Raw genomic sequence first — 17320 nt, 5'->3', positions numbered from 1 at the left:
CACCCCCGCCCGGCGCGTCTAGCGGAAGATGACGCAGCTCAGCCGGTTGTCCTTGATCGCGTCATTGCTCAGGTTCGGGTCCTTGGTGCCCGGGTACGACGTCGTGTTTGCGCCGGTGCACCGGCCCCGGGCGTTGGCGACGTTCTGATACATGTCCACGTAGTGGCGTGTCTGGTTCTTCACCGAGCTGGTGTCGTTGTCGACGTTCTTGTCTTCCGTGTCCCAGTAGTTGTTCCGCAGGTCCTTGTCGGTGCGCGTGACGTGAGCCCAGCCGCCCTTGTAGTCGTCGTCCAGGTACATGTGGAAGCCACCGGCCTGGGCGCTGCGGGCCGCGGGCGCGGAGTCGGCTGCGGACGCCGCAGGCACCGCGGCAAGAGCGGTACCGCCGACGAGCGCGACTGCTGCCAGGGCGGTGCGGATCGTGATCGACATGGTGAGGTGTCCCTTTCGTTCGGTCCGGCGCGCCGCCAGGCGGCTGTGAGCCGGGCGACGCCGTACGTCACCGACTCTCAGCGGCGTCAACCTTGTTGCGCAGCCCCGATCCGCGGCCCGCAACAATCGCGTCGTCACAGGTGGGGCAGTCACCGAGGGCGATGTCCTGCCCTCGGCGTGGCCTTGCCCAGCCCTTTCGCGGCTCCGTAGGTTGTGGAGGACGGGGAGCCGGGGAAAGGGGCTTCGAATGGGCCGACCGGAAGCGCCGCTGGACCCGGGCGCCGGGCCCGTACAGCGGTTCGCGTTGGAGCTGCGCAAGCTGCGCCAGGAGGCCGACGTCACCTACCGCGTTCTGGCCCGGAGAACGCCGTACACGGTCTCCACCCTCTCCAGAGCCGCCTCCGGCGAGCAGCTGCCGTCCCTTCAGGTCACCCTGGCCTACGTCGAGGGATGCGGAGGAGACCCGGAGGAATGGGAGCGGCGCTGGCGGCAGCTGGCCGAAGAAGCGGCCGCCGAGGCGGCCGAACACGACGACGCCGAGCCGCCCTACCAGGGCCTGGCCCGGTTCGAACTCCGCGATCAGGAGCGGTTCTTCGGCCGCGACGAGCTGATCGCCGACCTCCTCGAACTGACGCGCAAGCACCGCCTGACCGCCCTCGTCGGCGCCTCCGGCAGCGGAAAGTCCTCGCTGCTGCGCGCCGGGCTGATCCCCGCCCTCCAGAACGCCGTCCCGGAGAACGAACGCCCCGCGGCCATCCGCATCTTCACCCCAGGCCCGCACCCCGCCCGCACCCATGCCGGACGGTTCACGCCGAAGGACGCCGACGGCGACACGGTGGTCGTGGTCGACCAGTTCGAGGAGATGTTCACGCTGTGCGCCGACCCCGCGGAGCGGACGGCGTTCACCGACCTGCTGAAGGCGGCGCGTGACCCCGGGAGCCGATTACGCGTGATCATCGCGGTGCGCGCCGACTTCCTCGGGCGCTGCGCCGAACACCGCGGCCTCACCGACGCGCTGCGGACCGCGACATTGCTGGTCGGCCCGATGAGCCCGGCCGAGCTGCGCGAGGCGATCGTGAAACCGGCCGCCGACGCGGGACTCATCGTGGAACGCGCCCTGACCGCCCGGCTCATCGAGGAGGTCACGGACGAGCCCGGGGGACTGCCCCTGCTGTCCCACGTACTGCTGGAGACATGGCGCCGCCGCCGCGGCCGCGCACTGACCGAGACGGCCTACGAGGCGGCGGGCGGCCTGCACGGCGCCATCGCCCGCACCGCGGAGCACACCTACGCCGAACTCACCCCCGAACGTGCCGAGATCGCCCGTCGCGTCCTGCTCAGGCTCATCACCCCAGGTGAAGGCGCCCAGGACACCCGCCGCCCCGTCGACCGGTCCGAACTGGACAGCACGGCCTCCCCCGAGGACCTCTCCATCGTCCTCGAGCAGCTGACCCGCGCCCGGCTGATCACCTTGGACGAGGACGCCGCCGATCTCGCCCACGAGGCGCTGATCAGCGGCTGGCCGCGGCTGCGCGCCTGGGTCGAGGAGAACCGTGAGCGGCTGCGCGTCCACCGGCACCTGACCGAGGCCGCCCGGGCCTGGGCCGAGCTCGACCGCGACTCCGGTGCCCTGTACCGGGGAACGCGGCTCGCGATACTCCGCGACTGGGCCTCCCGCGACGGCAGCCGCGACGAGCTGAACGTCGTCGAGCGTGCGTTCCTCGACGCGAGCGTCGACCTGGCGGACAGCGAACGGGCCGCCGCCGTGCGGCGCCATCGCCATCTGCGCCTTCTCGCCGCGGGTCTCGCGCTGCTGCTGCTCGTGGTCACCGGCGTCAGCGTGGTCGCCCTGGAACAGCGCCAGGACGCCCTGCGGGCCCATCGGGTCGCCGTATCACGGCAACTGGCGGCCGAGGCCCTCGGCCTCGCCGAATCCCGGCCGGCCGCGGCCATGCTGCTGAGCGTGGAGGCCTTCCGTACCGCGCGGACGTTCGAAGCACGCAGTGCCATGCTGACCATCTCGGCGCGTCAGTACTACCGGGCCGAGCTGTCCGGCCACAACGACGCCGTCTCCGAGGCCGCCTTCGGCCCCGACGGAACGCTCGCCACCGTCAGTCGCGACCGTACGCTGACGTTGTGGGACACGGGCGCACGACGGCGGCTGGCCACCCTGACCGGACACTCCACCTGGCTGCGCGCGGTGGCCTACAGTCCGGACGGGTGCACGCTGGCAACGGGCGGCGACGACGGGAAGCTGGTGCTCTGGGACGCGGCGAAGCGCCGGCCATCGGCCGCCCTGACCGGCCACAAGGGGCAGATCAAGAGCATCGCCTTCAGCCCGGACAGCCGGACCGCGGCCACCGCGGGCGCCGATCACACCGTCAGGCTCTGGGACACCCGGCGCCGGGCCCGGCGGCTCACCCTCTCCGGCCACACCGGCATCGTCTGGGCGGCCGCCTTCAGCCCGGACGGCCGCACCCTGGCCACCGCGGGCGCGGATCACAAGGTGATGCTGTGGAACACCGCCACGGGGAAGCGGATCGCCACCCTCACCGGCCACACCCGGTCCGTCGACGCCGTCGCCTTCAGCCCGGACGGCCGTACGCTCGCCACCGCGAGCGACGACTGGACGGCGAGGCTGTGGGACGTCCGGCGCCACACCCGCGTGGCCACGCTGCGCGGTCACAGCGGGGAGGTCAGAGCGGTGGCCTTCAGCCCCGACGGGCGCACCCTGGCCACCGGAGGGCATGACAAGTCGGTCATGCTGTGGGACTCCGGCAGCGCCACCCGCCTGACCACGCTCACCGGGCAGACCACCAACGTCTACACGCTCGCCTTCAGCCCACGGGACTCCCTCCTCGCCTCCGCGGGCGAGGACGGCAAGGTCGTGCTCTGGGACACGGCCCGGATTCCCCTCTCCGGCCACCGCGACCGGATCAACGACGTCGCCTTCAGCCCGGACGGCCGCACGCTCGCCACCGCCGGCGGCGACGACGTCGTGCTCTGGGACAGCAGGCGCCGCACCCGCCGCGCCACGTTCACCAGCGGATCCGGCCCCGTACACGCCGTGGCGTTCGCCCCCGACGGACGCACCCTCGCCACCGTGAGCGGTACCGACGGGCGGCCCGCGAGCGCCCGCAACCACGTCCTGACCTTCTGGAACGGTTCGGGTCAGGGCCCGCCCGTCAGACGCACCGGGCATGCCGGTCCCGTCAAGGACGTCGCGTACAGCCCGGACGGGCGCCTCGTCGCGACGGGCGGCGGGGACAAGAAGGTCATCCTGTGGGACGCCGCGCGCCGCAACCGGCTGGCCTCCCTGACCGCGGCGTCCGGAGAAGCCGGAACCGCCGTCAACGGCGTGGCCTTCAGCCCCGACGGCCGATTCCTCGCCACCGCCAACCAGGATCGCAAAGCGACGCTCTGGGACGTGGCGGGACGGACCCGGCTGGCCACCCTGTCAGGGCATACGGGACAGCTCAGATCCGTGGCCTTCAGCCCGGACGGCCGCATGCTGGCGACCGCCGGAATCGATCAGAAGGTGATGCTGTGGGACGTGGCCGAGCGCACCCGCGTGGCCACCCTCGCCGACAGCACCGGGCCCGCGTTCGCCCTGGCGTTCAGCAGGGACGGCCGCATGCTCGCCACGGCCAACTCGAACAAGTCGGTGATGCTGTGGGACATCGCCCGGCGCAGCCCGCTGGCCCTGCTGACCGGGCACACCAAGCAGGTCAGAGCGCTCGCCTTCAGCCCCGACGGCCGCACGCTGGCCACCGGAGGCGACGACCGGTCCGTCCTGCTGTGGAACGCCGACACCCGGCACACCCCGGCGCAGCTGTGCCGCACGGCCGGCCGCAATCTCACCCCACAGGAGTGGCGGCAGCTGATCCCCGGCACCGCATACCGCACGACGTGCCCCGCGGTCTGACCGCGGGGCACGCCGCTCAGGCTCTTGACGGCCGGGTACGACCGGGCGGGCGGACCGGTCAGCAGCGGATGTCGACGATCTGGATCTTCTGGCCGTCCCGTACCTTGTGCCAGCCGGGCCCCACCGTCCTCATCCCCAGCGAACGCTTGGCCTTGCACCCGGGGCCGACCCAGTACCCGTCGACGTCCTTCACGCCCACGTGGTGCCCGTTCTGACCGGGCTTGAGGGTGCGCCACGTCGAGGAGCTGCCGTGCTTTCCCCAGTTATTCGTGATCATCAGCGGGTACCGATTGTCGCGGTTGTAGACGTTTCCGCAGATATGGCCGCCGATGGAACATTCCCCCATGGGGCGGGCCTCCGCTGTCGTCTGCTCCGCGCCGGTGCCCCCACCGGCTGCCGCGTGCGCCGCGACCGCCCCCGGGAGCGCGACGGCGGCGGCCGCCGCCAGGGTCACGATGGCTGAGTACCTCGATCGCATGGGTTCCCTCCACTGTTCGTGAGTTGCTGAGTTCGTCCTGCCGTTCGCCGCCGCAGGGCGCGTGTCGGGCCCTCCCCCGTTCCGATCCGCAATCCGGGCCCGCGTTCATCGAGACTGGCGCCCACCTGCGTTGTTGCGCAGCCCAATTCGCCGCCCGAAACAACGGACGGGGGAGGGGAGGCCCGGCCGAGGGCGCTGTGGCGCGCGCGATCTGAGTACGTACCTGAGTATCCGGACGGATGTGGGGTCGACAGCGGCCGCCGATTCTTTGCCCATGAGTGAGACACCGGTCAAGCAGCAGAGCACGACCGCGTTCTACGGTCAGGCGGTCGCCTCCTTCTCCATCGCCATGGCGGCCACCGCCATCGGCATCTTCCGGCTGAACGCCGACGCCTGGGTACGAGGCTTCCTGGCCATCGCCGTGCTCTACCTGGTGACCTCCGCGTTCACCCTGGCCAAGGTGATCAGGGACCGGCAGGAGGCCGGGCAGCTCGTCAGCCGGGTCGACCAGGCGCGGGTGGACAGGCTCCTCGCCGAGCACGACCCCTTCGAAAAGCTGTGAGCACTTCCCTCTCGTAGACCAAGAGCACCGCACGCACACTTCCAGGACCCGGCGGGGGGTCGTCCCCGCCGGTCAGGAGCTGAGGCCGGCCGCCTGGTCGCCCAGTCCGCGCAGCGCCAGCTGGACCAGTGGGTGGCCCTCGCTGCCGCTCCGGACGGCCGTGAACACCCGCCGCGTCGGACGGGAGCCGCTGACCGGACGTATGACGGCGCCGCCGAAAGCGATGCCGTGGAGCGCCGAACGGGGCACCATCGCCACCCCGGAACCGGCGGAGACCAGTGCGCACACCGCCCGGGAGTCATCGGCCAGGCACTCCGCGCGAGGCTGAAAACCCACCTCCTCGCAGGCGCGCAGGACCACGTCGTGCACCGGGTTCCCGGGCCACGGCGTGACCCACGGATCCGCTTTCAGGTCGGTCAGCGCCACCTCCGGGGCGGAGACCAGCGGATGGTCGGCCGGCAGGACGAGATCGAACGGTTCCGCGTACAACGGCTTACGGAGCAGCTGCTCGCCGTACTGGCCGAGGGTGTCCCGGTGCTCCACCGCCAGGGCGATGTCGACCGCGCCGTCGATGAGGAGCCGACGGCTCGCATGCCCCTCGGCGTCCTTCACGCGGATCCGCACCTGCGGAGCGCGTGTCCGCAGCGCTGCCACCGTCGGGGCCACCACTTCGGTGATCGCACTCGCGAACGCGGCGATGGTCACCTCGCCCGCCAGCCCCGCCGAGCTGGCGGCCATGTCGGCCTCCGCCTGCTCCAGCTGCGCGGCGATCCTTGCCGCGTGGTCGGCGAGCACGGCGCCCGTGGGCGTGAGCCGGACGGTGCGGCCGCGCCGCTCCAGCAACGCGTGCCCGACCTCCGTCTCGAGCGCCGCGAGCTGCTGCGAAGCCGCTGATGGGGACAGGTAGAGGGCCTGGGCGGCGGCGGTGACGGTGCCGTGCTCGGCCAGCGCGCGCAGCACTCGGAGTCTCCGTGGGTCGATCACATGAGGTAGTTCACCAGACGGGACGGCATCTGTGAAGCAGAGCTTCACAGGCAACCTGGGAAATTGCCGATGGACTTCACAGGATCGGCTCTCCAAAGTGGTCTTCCATGAACGCAACGGCAAGGACCGCCGTTGGCCCCGGGCTCCGAACCGGCTGGCGTCCCCACGCCCGCAGGGGTCCCGCGCTCATGTGATGCCCTCCTTCGTCCCCATCCCCGCCACCCCTTTGCAAGGAACTGATGTGTCCATGACTACCGGTCATCGCCGTGAACACGATCTGCTCGGCGACCGGGAGGTGCCCGCCGACGCGTACTGGGGCATCCACACCCTGCGCGCCTCGGAGAACTTCCCCATCACCGGTACGGCGATCTCCGCATACCCCCACCTGACCAACGCCCTCGCCGCGGTCAAGGAGGCCGCCGCACGGGCCAACGAGGATCTCGGGCTGCTGGCTCCGGAGAAGGCCGACGCCATCGCCGCCGCGTGCCGGGAGATCCGGGACGGCCGACTGCACGATCAGTTCACCGTGGACGTGATCCAGGGCGGCGCCGGGACCTCGACCAACATGAACGCCAACGAGGTCATCGCCAACCGGGCGCTGGAGATCCTCGGCCACGCCAAGGGCGCCTACGCCCATCTGCACCCCAACGAGGACGTCAACCTCAGTCAGTCCACCAATGACGTCTATCCGACCGCCGTCAAGGTCGCCACGATCATCGCCGTACGGGAACTCCACGACGCGATGACCGTCCTGCGCGACGCCTTCGCCGCCAAGGCCGAGGAGTTCCGCGACATCTTGAAGATGGGGCGCACCCAGCTTCAGGACGCGGTGCCGATGACGCTGGGGCAGGAGCTCTCCTCGTACGCGGTGATGCTGGAGGAGGACCAGAGCCGGTTGCTGGAGGCCTCCGGTCTGGTGCACGAGATCAACCTCGGGGCGACCGCGATCGGCACCGGTCTCAACGCCGCGAAGGGGTACGCGGAGGCCGCTCGCGGCCACTTGGAGGACATCACCGGGCTGCCGCTGATCACGGCCGCCAATCTGGTGGAGGCCACGCAGGATTGTGGTGCGTTCGTCCATCTGTCCGGTGTTTTGAAGCGGATCGCCGTCAAGCTGTCCAAGAGCTGCAACGATCTGCGGCTGCTCTCCTCGGGGCCGCGTGCCGGGCTGAATGAGATCAACTTGCCGCCGGTGCAGGCGGGTTCGAGCATCATGCCCGGCAAGGTCAACCCGGTCATTCCTGAGGTCGTCAACCAGGTGGCCTTCGAGGTGATCGGCAACGATGTGGCCATCACGATGGCCGCCGAGGCCGGACAGCTCCAGCTGAACGCCTTCGAGCCGATCATCCTGCACTCCCTCTCGGAGAGCATCACCCACCTGCGGGCCGCCTGCCTCACCCTCGCCACCCGTTGCGTCTCCGGCATCACCGCCAACACCGAGACCCTGCGCGCGAGCGTGGCGAACTCGATCGGGCTCGTCACCGCCCTCAACCCGCACATCGGCTACACCGCCGCCACCGGCATCGCCAAGGAAGCCCTCGCCACCGGCCGTGGCGTCGCCGAACTCGTCCTGGAGAAGGGCCTGCTGCCCGCCGACCGGCTCGCGACCCTGCTGCGTCCGGAGCACATCGCCGGGACGTCGGCCTGATGCCGCCACCGAACCGAAATCACCGTAGCGAACACACAACACACCAGTGGAGGAAGACGGTCATGGCAACGGCGCCCAGCGTCTCGTACTCGATGACGGTCCGGCTGGAGGTCCCCGCGAGCGGTACCGCGGTCAGCCAGCTGACCACGGCCGTGGAGTCCTCCGGTGGCTCCGTCACCGGCCTCGACGTGACCGCTTCCGGCCACGAAAAGCTCCGTATCGACGTCACGATCGCGGCGACGTCGACCGCGCACGCCGATGAGATCGTGGAGAAGCTGCGCGGTATCGAGGGTGTGTCGCTGGGCAAGGTCTCCGACCGTACGTTCCTGATGCACCTCGGCGGCAAGATCGAGATGTCGTCGAAGCACCCCATCCGCAACCGTGACGACCTGTCCATGGTCTACACCCCGGGCGTGGCCCGGGTGTGCCAGGCCATCGCGGACAACCCCGAGGACGCCCGGCGGCTGACCATCAAGCGCAACAGCGTCGCGGTCGTCACCGACGGCTCCGCGGTGCTGGGGCTCGGCAACATCGGCCCGAAGGCGGCGCTGCCGGTGATGGAGGGCAAGGCGGCGCTGTTCAAGCGCTTCGCCGGGATCGACGCGTGGCCGATCTGCCTGGACACCCAGGACACCGACGCCATCGTGGAGATCGTCAAGGCCATCGCCCCGGGCTTCGCTGGCATCAACCTGGAGGACATCTCCGCCCCGCGCTGCTTCGAGATCGAGGCGCGGCTGCGGGAGGCGGTGGACATCCCGGTCTTCCACGACGACCAGCACGGCACCGCCATCGTGGTGCTGGCGGCGCTGACCAACGCGCTGCGGGTGGTGGGCAAGAAGATCGAGGACGTGCGGGTGGTGATGTCCGGCGCGGGCGCGGCGGGCACGGCGATCCTGAAACTGCTCAACGCCGCGGGCGTGCGGCACGCGGTCGTCGCCGACATCCACGGCGTGGTCCACTCCGGCCGCGAGGACCTGGTCTCGGCCGACCCTGACTCCCCGCTGCGCTGGATCGCGGACAACACCAACCCGGACGGCGTCACGGGCACGCTGCGCGAGGCGGTGCGGGGCGCGGATGTCTTCATCGGCGTGTCGGCCCCGAACGTGCTGTCGGGCGAGGATGTGGCGGCGATGGCGGACGACGCGATCGTCTTCGCGCTGGCCAACCCTGACCCCGAGGTGGACCCGGCGATCGCCCGCCAGACGGCCGCCGTCGTCGCCACCGGACGGTCGGACTTCCCGAACCAGATCAACAACGTACTGGTCTTCCCGGGTGTCTTCCGTGGCCTCCTGGACGCCCAGTCCCGGACCGTCGACACCGACATGATGCTCGCCGCCGCGAGCGCGCTGGCGGATGTGGTCGGCGAGGACGAGCTCAACCCGAACTACATCATCCCGAGCGTCTTCAACGACACGGTCGCGGGCGCGGTCGCCGGAGCCGTCCGCGGAGCCGCGCGGGCGACGGACCTCGGCTGAACCTCCCCAGAGCACAACCCATTGGAGCTCCACGCATGCAAAAAGGACACAGCACGGCACCTTCCACCGACTGTTCCGAGTCCGACCCCAACGGGAAGGCCGCGCGCACAAAGCGCTGGTGGCGCCTGCCACTCGGAGTGCAGTCGGCGCTCGCCGTCGGCCTCGGCGCGCTGATCGGGACCTTCGCGCCCTCCGTCGGCGAGCAGTTGAAGCTCCTCGGTGACATCTTCCTCAATCTGGTGCAGATGGTCGTGCTGCCCCTGGTCTTCCCGCTGATCGTGCTGGGCATCGCCCGTATGGAGTCGGTGAAGAAGGTGGGCCGCGTCGCCGGTAAGGCGGTCCTCTACTTCGAGGTCGTCACCACGGTGATCCTCCTGATCTCGGTGACGCTGGCCGAACTCACCGGCATCGGCAAGGGCGCCCCCGTCGCCGGCGGCGACACCAAGAGCCTGGAGTCCATGGACCAGGGCGTCGACTTCCACGAGCTGATCCTGCACTCGGTTCCGAAGAACGTCTTCGCCGCGTTCACCGAGGGCAACCTGCTCGCCGCGATCGTCTTCGCGCTCTTCCTCGGTGTCGGGATGGCCGCCATCGGTGAGAAGTCCGCGCCCTTCTCCTCGGTGCTGGAGTCCGTCTCGGCGGCCATGTTCAAGGTCGTCGGCTATGTCATCCGCCTCGCCCCCCTGGGCGTCCTCGGCTTCATCAGCTACGACGTTGCGCACTACGGATTCGGCAACCTCAAGAGCCTGCTCGGCTTCATCGCCGTCGTCTATGCGGGCCTCGCCATCGTCCTCGGCGTGGTCTTCCCGGTCATCGCGCTGATCTACCGCATTCGGTACGTGGACCTGCTCAAGCAGATCGGCGGCCTCGTCGGGCTCGCCTTCGTCACCCGCAGCTCCGAAGCGGTGCTGGCACCGCTGATGGGCAAGCTCGAAGCCTTCGGTGTCAGCCGCTCGACGTCCTCGTTCGTCGTCCCCCTCGGCTACTCCTTCAACTCCGACGGCTCCGTGCTCTACCAGGCCACCGCCCTGGTGTATCTCGCCCACGCCTACGGCGCGGACACCTCGATACCGTCCCTGCTGCTCATGGTCGGTGTCCTGGTGGTGCTCTCCAAGGGGATGGCGGGCGTCACTTCGGCCTCCATCGTGGTGCTCCTCGCCGCGGGCAAGTCGGTGGGCCTCCCGGCCGAGGGGGTCGCACTCCTGGTCGGTGTCGACTTCATCGTCGACATGGCGCGTACCGCGGTGAACGTCGTCGGGAACGCGCTGGCCGCCGCCGTCGTGGACCGTTCGGAGAAGAAGCGGGACGCTCATCAGGACGGTCAGGACACCCAGGAGGTAGCCACGGCCGACGACGAGGCCAAGGCCGACGACGAGGGCACGGCACCGGCCGAGCCTGCGGAAGTCGGCGCCTCCAAGGGCTCGTCGTAGAACACCGCATCCTGGGCGGGAGGGGACCCGCCCAGGATGCCCCACGATCCCCCTGGGCGCGGTGCCGGGTGCTTCAACCGGCGCGTGGCGCAGGGGGATCGTCGTCGTGTTGCGGCCATGAGGTGCCAAGGTCCCGGCGCATGGCGGTCTGTGCGGTCTCGGCCGCCGCGAGGTAGTCGCGAAGGTGTGTCCCGAAGGCCGGATCCTCCGTGGTGGCGCCGGTGGCCACCAGGTCGCGGAGGTCGCGTACCTTCCAGAAGACCTGGTTGGCCGGTTCCATGACCTCCCACGGAGCGATCAGCGCGAGCTCGTAGCGCAGCGGATACAGATTGCTGGACGCGAACGCCTCGTGGGCCGCCCTTCCCGCGTCCTCCGCCGAGCCTCCATCGCGCGCGATCACATGGAGGCGCGTGTACACCTCCGAGAGGGCGGCCATGAACGACGCGTACGCCTGCCGACGCGTGTCCTGCCGGAGTGCTTCGCGCTCACGGCGCCAGCGAAGCCGGTCGGCGAGAAGGGTCGCACCCACGCCGATCCCAGCGCCCATCAGCGTGTTCACCGGTCCCAACCAGTCCATGGGCCGGACCCTATCGAGACATCGAGGAGCGCCGCGTGTATCAGTCTCATGCGATGTGTCACGAGTAGGTATACGTCTCGCGATGGGGCAGCCACCGGTGGGATCGCGCCAGCGCAGGTGGCTTAAAGTGCCGATCATGTCTCAGCCAAAGATCCTCAAGCGCATTGCCCAGCACCGGCCGGCCACCCGGGTGCCGTCCCGACGAACGAAGAAGACCCTGATCGCAGCCGTCGGCATAGGCATGACCCTCGCGGTGAGCGGGTGCAACGAAGACACCAAACAGGCCACGGACAAGGGCACCGACGCGGCGGGGTCGAAGGCACCCTCGGCGGGATCGTCCCAGTCCTCCGGCCCGGCGAGCCCCTCGGGCGACCAGCCGTCGGTCCCGGGTTGGCAGACGCAGACCTCGGAGAAGCACCACTTCACCTACGACGTGCCCGGCAAGGCCAAGAAGTGGAAGCGGATCGACGAGGGCACGGCCCTGTCCTACACGGACAAGAACGGCCAGCCGATCGTCGTCATGACCGGAGCCGCCAACTACCGCGAGGGCGGCTGCGGGTCGAGCCCCAACCCGAAGGCGATCGGCGAGGCGGGCAAGGGGCAGCTCGCCACCGTCGGCACCACGGGCGGCGGCAAGGACGGCTCCCTCCAGGAGAACGCTCGCAACTGGGCGGGCAACTGGGGCTTCGCCGCGTACGGCGGCGAGGACCACAAGCCCAAGATCGAGGTCACTCCGGCCAAGCCGCTGAAGCAGGGCGGCATCGAGGGCTACACCGCGACCGCCAAGGTCACCGTCACCAACCGCCCCAGCTCATGCGTCCCGCCGAAGGCGGTCGTGCACAGCATCGCGCAGAAGCTCCCCGACGGGACCATGCACGGCTGGGTGATCTACGCGGACCAGGGTGTTCCGAACGCGCTGACGGCCGCCGAGATCAAGCAGGTCATGAGCACTGTCCGGGCCACGGGCAGCTGACCCCGTCCGGTCGGTGAGGCGGTGACGATCCGCGAACTGCCCCGCACCCCCGCGTGCTTGTCACCGGGCCGGTGCGGGGCCGCGCGATCCAATCTCCTTTGCCCACAAGAAAGTTGTGTACTGAAGATCAAAACGCTGCTTTAATTGGGTAATTGATCTTGAGTACCGGCCCCTCGGAAAGGCGATCGTGATGTCCCCCGCCCGCTACCAGTCCCGCTCCCGCTCCGAGGCCCCGTTCGACGTTTCCAGCGCCGGTGTGCTCCGCGTCGTGTCCGACTCCCGCACTCCGGTGTTCCTCACCGTGCACGCGAGCGGGCGACGCCGGTACGGCTACTGGCAGCCGTACGACTCCGCCACCAACAGGGGAGGTTGCTACGTCGCCCTCCCCACCCCCGAATGCGACAGGCTGTACTCCGAGGGGCGGGCCACTCTCGGTGAGCCCCTCGTGGATCACGCCAAGACCACGTACCGCGTCCGGCCGGCCCCTTCCCCCGTCGCGCCGGTGCGCATCCCGGTGGCATCCGTGCCCGCGGCGGCCATGGCACCGAGGCTTGCTGCCTGATCCGAGGTCCTTCCAGGGGCCGCCCAGCGCCGCCTTCGTATCAGCATCCGGTCCATAACGCGACAAAATTCCCGGTGATTCACCCGAACGGGCCAGCTTGCACATCATCCCCGGGACGGGTCCCGAAGAGGGGGCGCAGGATGTCGTGCGCCGGTGCTGCCACGGGGGCGATGGGTGCGCTGTACGACATCCCACTGCTGCCCGTGCCGTCGCAGCGCGGTCGAGGCGAGCTGCTGGGAGCGATCGTTGAACGGAACAAGGGATGTCTTCGCGATCCCGTTGGAAGACGGGGCCCATCTGGTGTACGCCCCGCTGCACGGGGTGGCCTTCGCCGCCACGAGCGGCATGGTGGCGGCCCTCTCGGCCGTCCTGAGAGGCAGTGAGGGCGGGGACCAGGACGTCGCGGCACTGGCCCGTGAGACCGGGCTCCTGAGGAGGCCCCCGTCGCCGGTCACCCGGCGCCGAGGCACTCCCACGCCCACCGAGGTCACGCTCTTCCTGACGACGGCGTGCAATCTGCGCTGCACCTACTGCTATGCCTCCGCGGGCGACGCTCCCGCCACGTATATGACGATGGACGTGGCCAAGCAAGGCATCGACTTCGTCATCGACAACGCCCGGCGCGAGGGCGCCCCGTTCGCCGGGGTCCACTACCACGGAGGCGGCGAGCCGAGCGTCCACTGGAACCTCATGACCGAGTCACTGGCGTACGCCCGTGAGCGGGCGGGCGGCCTCCCGGTCATCGCGGCCTCCGCGGGGAACGGCGTGTTCACCGACCGTCAGATCGACTGGATGATCGCCAACCTCAACGGTGGCATGAGCCTGTCCTTCGACGGGCTGCCCGAGGCGCACGACAAGCACCGGCCGACCGTACGGGGCACGGGATCGAGCGCGCGCGTCATGCACACCATGCGGCGCTTCACCGACGCGGACTACCCCTACGCGGTGCGGCTGACCGTCACCGCGGAGCAGATCCCGTTGCTGCCCGACTCGATCGAGTTCGTGCTGTCGAACTTCACTCCGAAGCGTGTCCAGGTGGAACCCGCCTACCAGCTGGGACGGCATGCGGGGGAGCCGGACGCGGAGACCGAGGAGTTCATCGCCGCCTACCGGGAAGCGCAGGGCAGGGCGGCCCGCTTCGGGCATGAGCTGATCTACAGCGCGGCCCGGGTCGGCACGCTGACCAACCACTTCTGCGGGATCACCCAGGACAACTTCTGCCTGAGTCCCGCGGGGAACGTATCGGCCTGCTTCGAGGCGTTCTCCGAGGACAATGAGTTCGCCGACGTGTTCTTCTACGGTTCGCCGGGGGCGGACGGCTACACCTTCGACATGGACCGGCTCGACCGGCTGCGCGATCTGGGCGTCGAACACCGCTCGTTCTGCGACGGATGCTTCGCCAAGTGGAACTGCGCGGGCGACTGCTACCACAAGTCGCTGGCGACGAACGGCCGAGGCGAGTTCACCGGGTCCCAGCGCTGCCACATCACCAGGGAACTGGTGAAGGACCAGCTCCTCACCCGGATCGCCGGGTCGGGCGGCCTCATATGGCGCGACGACCACACCGGGGAGCCCTGCGGCGTCCACGGAGGCACGAATGAATGACGTCATGCTGCCCTGGCCGCGACCGAGGCGCTCGGGGACGGACAACCAGGACGACCACCAAGCCGACCAGGCACCGGACGCTCCGCGTTACGGGATCCAGCGGGTCGACAGCCCGGACACCACGGGGCCGGTCGAGCTCCTGCCCATCATCAGGCCACCGTGGTCGGCGGCATCGGGGCGGCGCGGTCTCCTCGGGGCCGGGATCGCGTCGTCCGTCGCGGCGGCCCTGCTGCTCGGCGGATGCGACGACGGCGGCTCGGAATCCCCCTCCTCGCCGTCCCCCAGCACCTCCCACCCCTCATCGAGCCCGTCGGCCTCCGACTCCCCGACGCCGACGTACGAACCGCCGACCACGTACGAACCACCGACCCCCACGTACGAACCACCGACGACCTACGAACCACCCACGTACGACCCACCCACCTATGAGGCACCGGACCCGACCTACGGCGGTGGCGGCGGCACGATCTGCACCTGCAACAAGGTCTGCACCTGCATTCCGGTCTGCCAGGCCCATCGGCTGCTCCACCCCGACCCGGCCGTCCGGCGGATGGCGGAGACCGTGGTCCTGGCGATGGGGCCGCGCGAGCTGCCGTACCTGCGGTGGGCGGCCGACGGCGCGGCCGCCCCGCTGAACACGCGCATCGAAGCGCTCATGGAGCAGGTGCGCGGCGGGCGCCGACTGGTCCGGGACGACCTGCGCGACGCGGGCTGCGAGCGCTACCTCACCTCCGGCGATCCGGTCATCGCCATGATGGCCGCGCAGGTCCTCACTCTGCGCGCGCTGTGGCTGGGCACGGGGCTCAGCGGTGTGACGGCGGACCGCGCGGCGCGGGCCCTGACCGTCGGCCGCGCACTGCACCGCGAACGCGCACCCGCGTGGACACCATCCGACTGACGACGGACCCGGGCCCGGAAAGGCCCTGCGACGCGCCTGCCACAACCCGTCGACCAGGGAGGGGCGTTGGTAGGGTCGGTGGCGATGGCGCACAAGACGATCTCCACGCTGCCCGGCCCGTTCTCCCGTGAAGAGCAGCCCGGCGATATCGCCATCGTCGGGCTCAGCTGCCGGTTGCCGGGTGGCATCACGGCGCCCGACGGGTTGTGGGCCGCGCTCGCCGCGGGGCGCGATCTGGTCGGTGAGGTACCGGCGGACCGGTTCGACACGCGGCGGTTCATGGACCCCGATCCACGACGGCCCGGCAAGGCGTACTCGGCCGCGGGCGGATTCCTGGAGGACATCACCGGGTTCGACGCCGCGTTCTTCGGGCTGTCGCCCCGCGAGGCGAGCCGGATGGACCCGCAGCAGCGCCTCCTGCTGGAGATGGCCAGGGAAGCCCTCGACGACGCGGGCATCGACCCGGCGACCCTCGCCGGTTCCAGCAGCGGGGTCCACGTGGGCGTGAGCAACGCCAACTACGGCCAACTCCAGTACGCCCGCCCGGAGGCGATCACGGCGTACACGATGGCCGGGGCGGCGCTCTGCAACACCGCCAACCGGATCTCACACCTGTTCGACCTGCGGGGGCCGTCCATCGCGGTGGACACCGCCTGCTCCTCGTCCCTGGTCGCCCTGCACCAGGCCTGCGCACAACTCCGTGACGGGGATACCGAAGACGGCGGCGTCGCGCTCGCCTGCGGCATCAATCTGCTGCTGAGCCCGGGGGACTTCATCGGGTTCTCCAAGGCGTCCATGCTCTCCCGGAGCGGCCGCTGCCGCACCTTCTCCGCGGACGCCGACGGATACGTCCGCGCCGAGGGCGGCGCGGTGGTGGTGCTCAAGCGCCTCGCCGACGCCACGGCGGACGGGGACACCGTGCACGCCGTCGTCCTCGGCACCGGAGTCGGCGCGGACGGCCGCACCCCCGGGCTCTCACTGCCCAGCGCACAGGCCCAGGAACACCTGATGCGCCAGGTGCACCACCGCGCCGGGGTGCGCCCCGAGGACGTGTCCTACGCGGAGGCCCATGGCACCGGTACGCAGGCGGGCGACCCGATCGAATGCCAGGCGCTCGGCCACGCGCTCGGCGCCGACCGGCGTACTCCGCTGCCCATCGGCTCGGTGAAGTCGAACCTCGGCCACCTGGAATCCGGCGCGGGCATGGCCGGTCTCCTCAAATGCGTGCTGATGCTGCGCCACGGTGTGATTCCGCCGTCGCTGCACGCCGAACCGCTCAACCCCGCCATCGACTTCTCGACTCTGGGCCTGGAGCCGGTGACCGCACCACGGCCGCTGGCCCCGGGAGCGCTGGCCATCAACTCGTTCGGGTTCGGCGGGGCCAATGCCCACGCCGTCCTCGGCCCGCCGCCCCTGCCCTCGGCCACCCCGCCGCCGGAGGCGACATCCCTGCCTGTGCTGGTCTCGGCGGCCACCAAGGAGGCGCTCACCGAGGCCGTCTCCCGCATCGCCGCCCGGCTCCGGGACACCACCGACGCGTTCTACGACATCGCCTTCACCAGCTGCCGTCGTCGAGGCCACCACCGCGAACGGGCCGTCGTCGTGGCGGACACCGCCGAACGGGCCGCCGCCCAGCTGGAGACGATCGCCGAGGGCACCCCCGTGGGCGGGGGAGCGGCGGCGGGCGCGAGCCCCGGGCCGGTGGCGTTCGTGTACTCCGGCAACGGCGCCCAGTGGGCGGGACATGGGCGCGGAACTGCTGGATGCCGAA

At 70.3% G+C, this 17320-nt stretch carries 14 protein-coding genes; 10 read left to right on the top strand and 4 right to left on the bottom strand.

Features of this window, described 5'->3' with window-relative positions; translation table 11 throughout:
* Positions 1 to 18: 18 nt before the first annotated feature.
* Positions 19 to 432, bottom strand: coding sequence for a peptidase inhibitor family I36 protein (locus SSOG_RS00470; RefSeq protein WP_039936195.1), 414 nt, complete (start codon positions 430 to 432; stop codon positions 19 to 21).
* Between the two features lie 247 nt (positions 433 to 679).
* Here SSOG_RS00470 and SSOG_RS00465 point away from each other — a divergent pair, with 247 nt between their 5' ends.
* Complete coding sequence (locus SSOG_RS00465; protein ID WP_039936193.1) at positions 680 to 4357, top strand: nSTAND1 domain-containing NTPase; 3678 nt, start codon at positions 680 to 682, stop codon at positions 4355 to 4357.
* A 58-nt stretch (positions 4358 to 4415) separates the two neighbouring features.
* Here the strand turns inward: SSOG_RS00465 and SSOG_RS00460 are convergent, their stop codons facing one another.
* The gene (locus SSOG_RS00460; RefSeq protein WP_009712209.1) at positions 4416 to 4835 is read right to left on the bottom strand and encodes a hypothetical protein; all 420 of its coding nucleotides are present in this window, start codon (positions 4833 to 4835) and stop codon (positions 4416 to 4418) included.
* A gap of 274 nt (positions 4836 to 5109) precedes the next feature.
* Between SSOG_RS00460 and SSOG_RS00455 the strand changes: the two genes are divergently transcribed.
* Positions 5110 to 5397 (top strand): YiaA/YiaB family inner membrane protein, encoded by a 288-nt coding sequence (locus SSOG_RS00455; protein ID WP_039936191.1) that lies wholly within the window; start codon positions 5110 to 5112, stop codon positions 5395 to 5397.
* Between the two features lie 72 nt (positions 5398 to 5469).
* Here the strand turns inward: SSOG_RS00455 and SSOG_RS00450 are convergent, their stop codons facing one another.
* Positions 5470 to 6381: a LysR family transcriptional regulator gene (locus SSOG_RS00450; RefSeq protein WP_009712207.1), complete on the bottom strand. Its 912-nt coding sequence runs from the start codon at positions 6379 to 6381 to the stop codon at positions 5470 to 5472.
* A 247-nt stretch (positions 6382 to 6628) separates the two neighbouring features.
* Here SSOG_RS00450 and aspA point away from each other — a divergent pair, with 247 nt between their 5' ends.
* From aspA to SSOG_RS00435, 3 genes are all read left to right on the top strand, one after another.
* A complete protein-coding gene (gene aspA / locus SSOG_RS00445) occupies positions 6629 to 8029 on the top strand; it encodes an aspartate ammonia-lyase (protein ID WP_039936190.1) in 1401 nt (466 codons plus the stop codon).
* A gap of 62 nt (positions 8030 to 8091) precedes the next feature.
* A complete protein-coding gene (locus tag SSOG_RS00440) occupies positions 8092 to 9504 on the top strand; it encodes an NAD-dependent malic enzyme (protein ID WP_009712205.1) in 1413 nt (470 codons plus the stop codon).
* Positions 9505 to 9539: 35 nt separating this feature from the next.
* Positions 9540 to 10934, top strand: a complete 1395-nt coding sequence (locus SSOG_RS00435) for a dicarboxylate/amino acid:cation symporter (RefSeq protein ID WP_245606179.1) — start codon at positions 9540 to 9542, stop codon at positions 10932 to 10934.
* Between the two features lie 73 nt (positions 10935 to 11007).
* Here the strand turns inward: SSOG_RS00435 and SSOG_RS00430 are convergent, their stop codons facing one another.
* The gene (locus SSOG_RS00430) at positions 11008 to 11511 is read right to left on the bottom strand and encodes a hypothetical protein (protein ID WP_009712202.1); all 504 of its coding nucleotides are present in this window, start codon (positions 11509 to 11511) and stop codon (positions 11008 to 11010) included.
* A 136-nt stretch (positions 11512 to 11647) separates the two neighbouring features.
* Here SSOG_RS00430 and SSOG_RS00425 point away from each other — a divergent pair, with 136 nt between their 5' ends.
* From SSOG_RS00425 to SSOG_RS00405, 5 genes are all read left to right on the top strand, one after another.
* Positions 11648 to 12484: a DUF8017 domain-containing protein gene (locus SSOG_RS00425; RefSeq protein WP_245606178.1), complete on the top strand. Its 837-nt coding sequence runs from the start codon at positions 11648 to 11650 to the stop codon at positions 12482 to 12484.
* A 190-nt stretch (positions 12485 to 12674) separates the two neighbouring features.
* Positions 12675 to 13046, top strand: coding sequence for a hypothetical protein (locus SSOG_RS00420; RefSeq protein ID WP_039936187.1), 372 nt, complete (start codon positions 12675 to 12677; stop codon positions 13044 to 13046).
* Positions 13047 to 13292: 246 nt separating this feature from the next.
* The gene (locus SSOG_RS00415; protein ID WP_154685874.1) at positions 13293 to 14651 is read left to right on the top strand and encodes a radical SAM protein; all 1359 of its coding nucleotides are present in this window, start codon (positions 13293 to 13295) and stop codon (positions 14649 to 14651) included.
* Positions 14644 to 15549: a hypothetical protein gene (locus SSOG_RS50660; RefSeq protein WP_009712199.1), complete on the top strand. Its 906-nt coding sequence runs from the start codon at positions 14644 to 14646 to the stop codon at positions 15547 to 15549. The genes SSOG_RS00415 and SSOG_RS50660 overlap by 8 nt, the downstream gene beginning before the upstream one ends.
* An 84-nt stretch (positions 15550 to 15633) precedes the next feature.
* Positions 15634 to 17320, top strand: a 1687-nt coding sequence (locus tag SSOG_RS00405; RefSeq protein WP_039936183.1) for a type I polyketide synthase, incomplete at its 3' end; no start/stop codon positions are given.

Origin of the sequence: Streptomyces himastatinicus ATCC 53653 (assembly GCF_000158915.1) — a bacterium.
Taxonomy (GTDB): domain Bacteria; phylum Actinomycetota; class Actinomycetes; order Streptomycetales; family Streptomycetaceae; genus Streptomyces; species Streptomyces himastatinicus.
The sequence above is the reverse complement of the archived record's forward strand: the minus strand, read 5'-3'. Positions and strand labels throughout refer to the sequence as shown.

Coding starts and splice junctions, on each gene's coding strand:
- SSOG_RS00470 (WP_039936195.1), bottom strand. CDS start 432: ATGTCGATCACGATCCGCACCGCCCTGGCAGCAGTCGCGCTCGTCGGC.
- SSOG_RS00465 (WP_039936193.1), top strand. CDS start 680: ATGGGCCGACCGGAAGCGCCGCTGGACCCGGGCGCCGGGCCCGTACAG.
- SSOG_RS00460 (WP_009712209.1), bottom strand. CDS start 4,835: ATGCGATCGAGGTACTCAGCCATCGTGACCCTGGCGGCGGCCGCCGCC.
- SSOG_RS00455 (WP_039936191.1), top strand. CDS start 5,110: ATGAGTGAGACACCGGTCAAGCAGCAGAGCACGACCGCGTTCTACGGT.
- aspA (WP_039936190.1), top strand. CDS start 6,629: ATGACTACCGGTCATCGCCGTGAACACGATCTGCTCGGCGACCGGGAG.
- SSOG_RS00440 (WP_009712205.1), top strand. CDS start 8,092: ATGGCAACGGCGCCCAGCGTCTCGTACTCGATGACGGTCCGGCTGGAG.
- SSOG_RS00435 (WP_245606179.1), top strand. CDS start 9,540: ATGCAAAAAGGACACAGCACGGCACCTTCCACCGACTGTTCCGAGTCC.
- SSOG_RS00430 (WP_009712202.1), bottom strand. CDS start 11,511: ATGGACTGGTTGGGACCGGTGAACACGCTGATGGGCGCTGGGATCGGC.
- SSOG_RS00425 (WP_245606178.1), top strand. CDS start 11,648: ATGTCTCAGCCAAAGATCCTCAAGCGCATTGCCCAGCACCGGCCGGCC.
- SSOG_RS00420 (WP_039936187.1), top strand. CDS start 12,675: ATGTCCCCCGCCCGCTACCAGTCCCGCTCCCGCTCCGAGGCCCCGTTC.
- SSOG_RS50660 (WP_009712199.1), top strand. CDS start 14,644: ATGAATGACGTCATGCTGCCCTGGCCGCGACCGAGGCGCTCGGGGACG.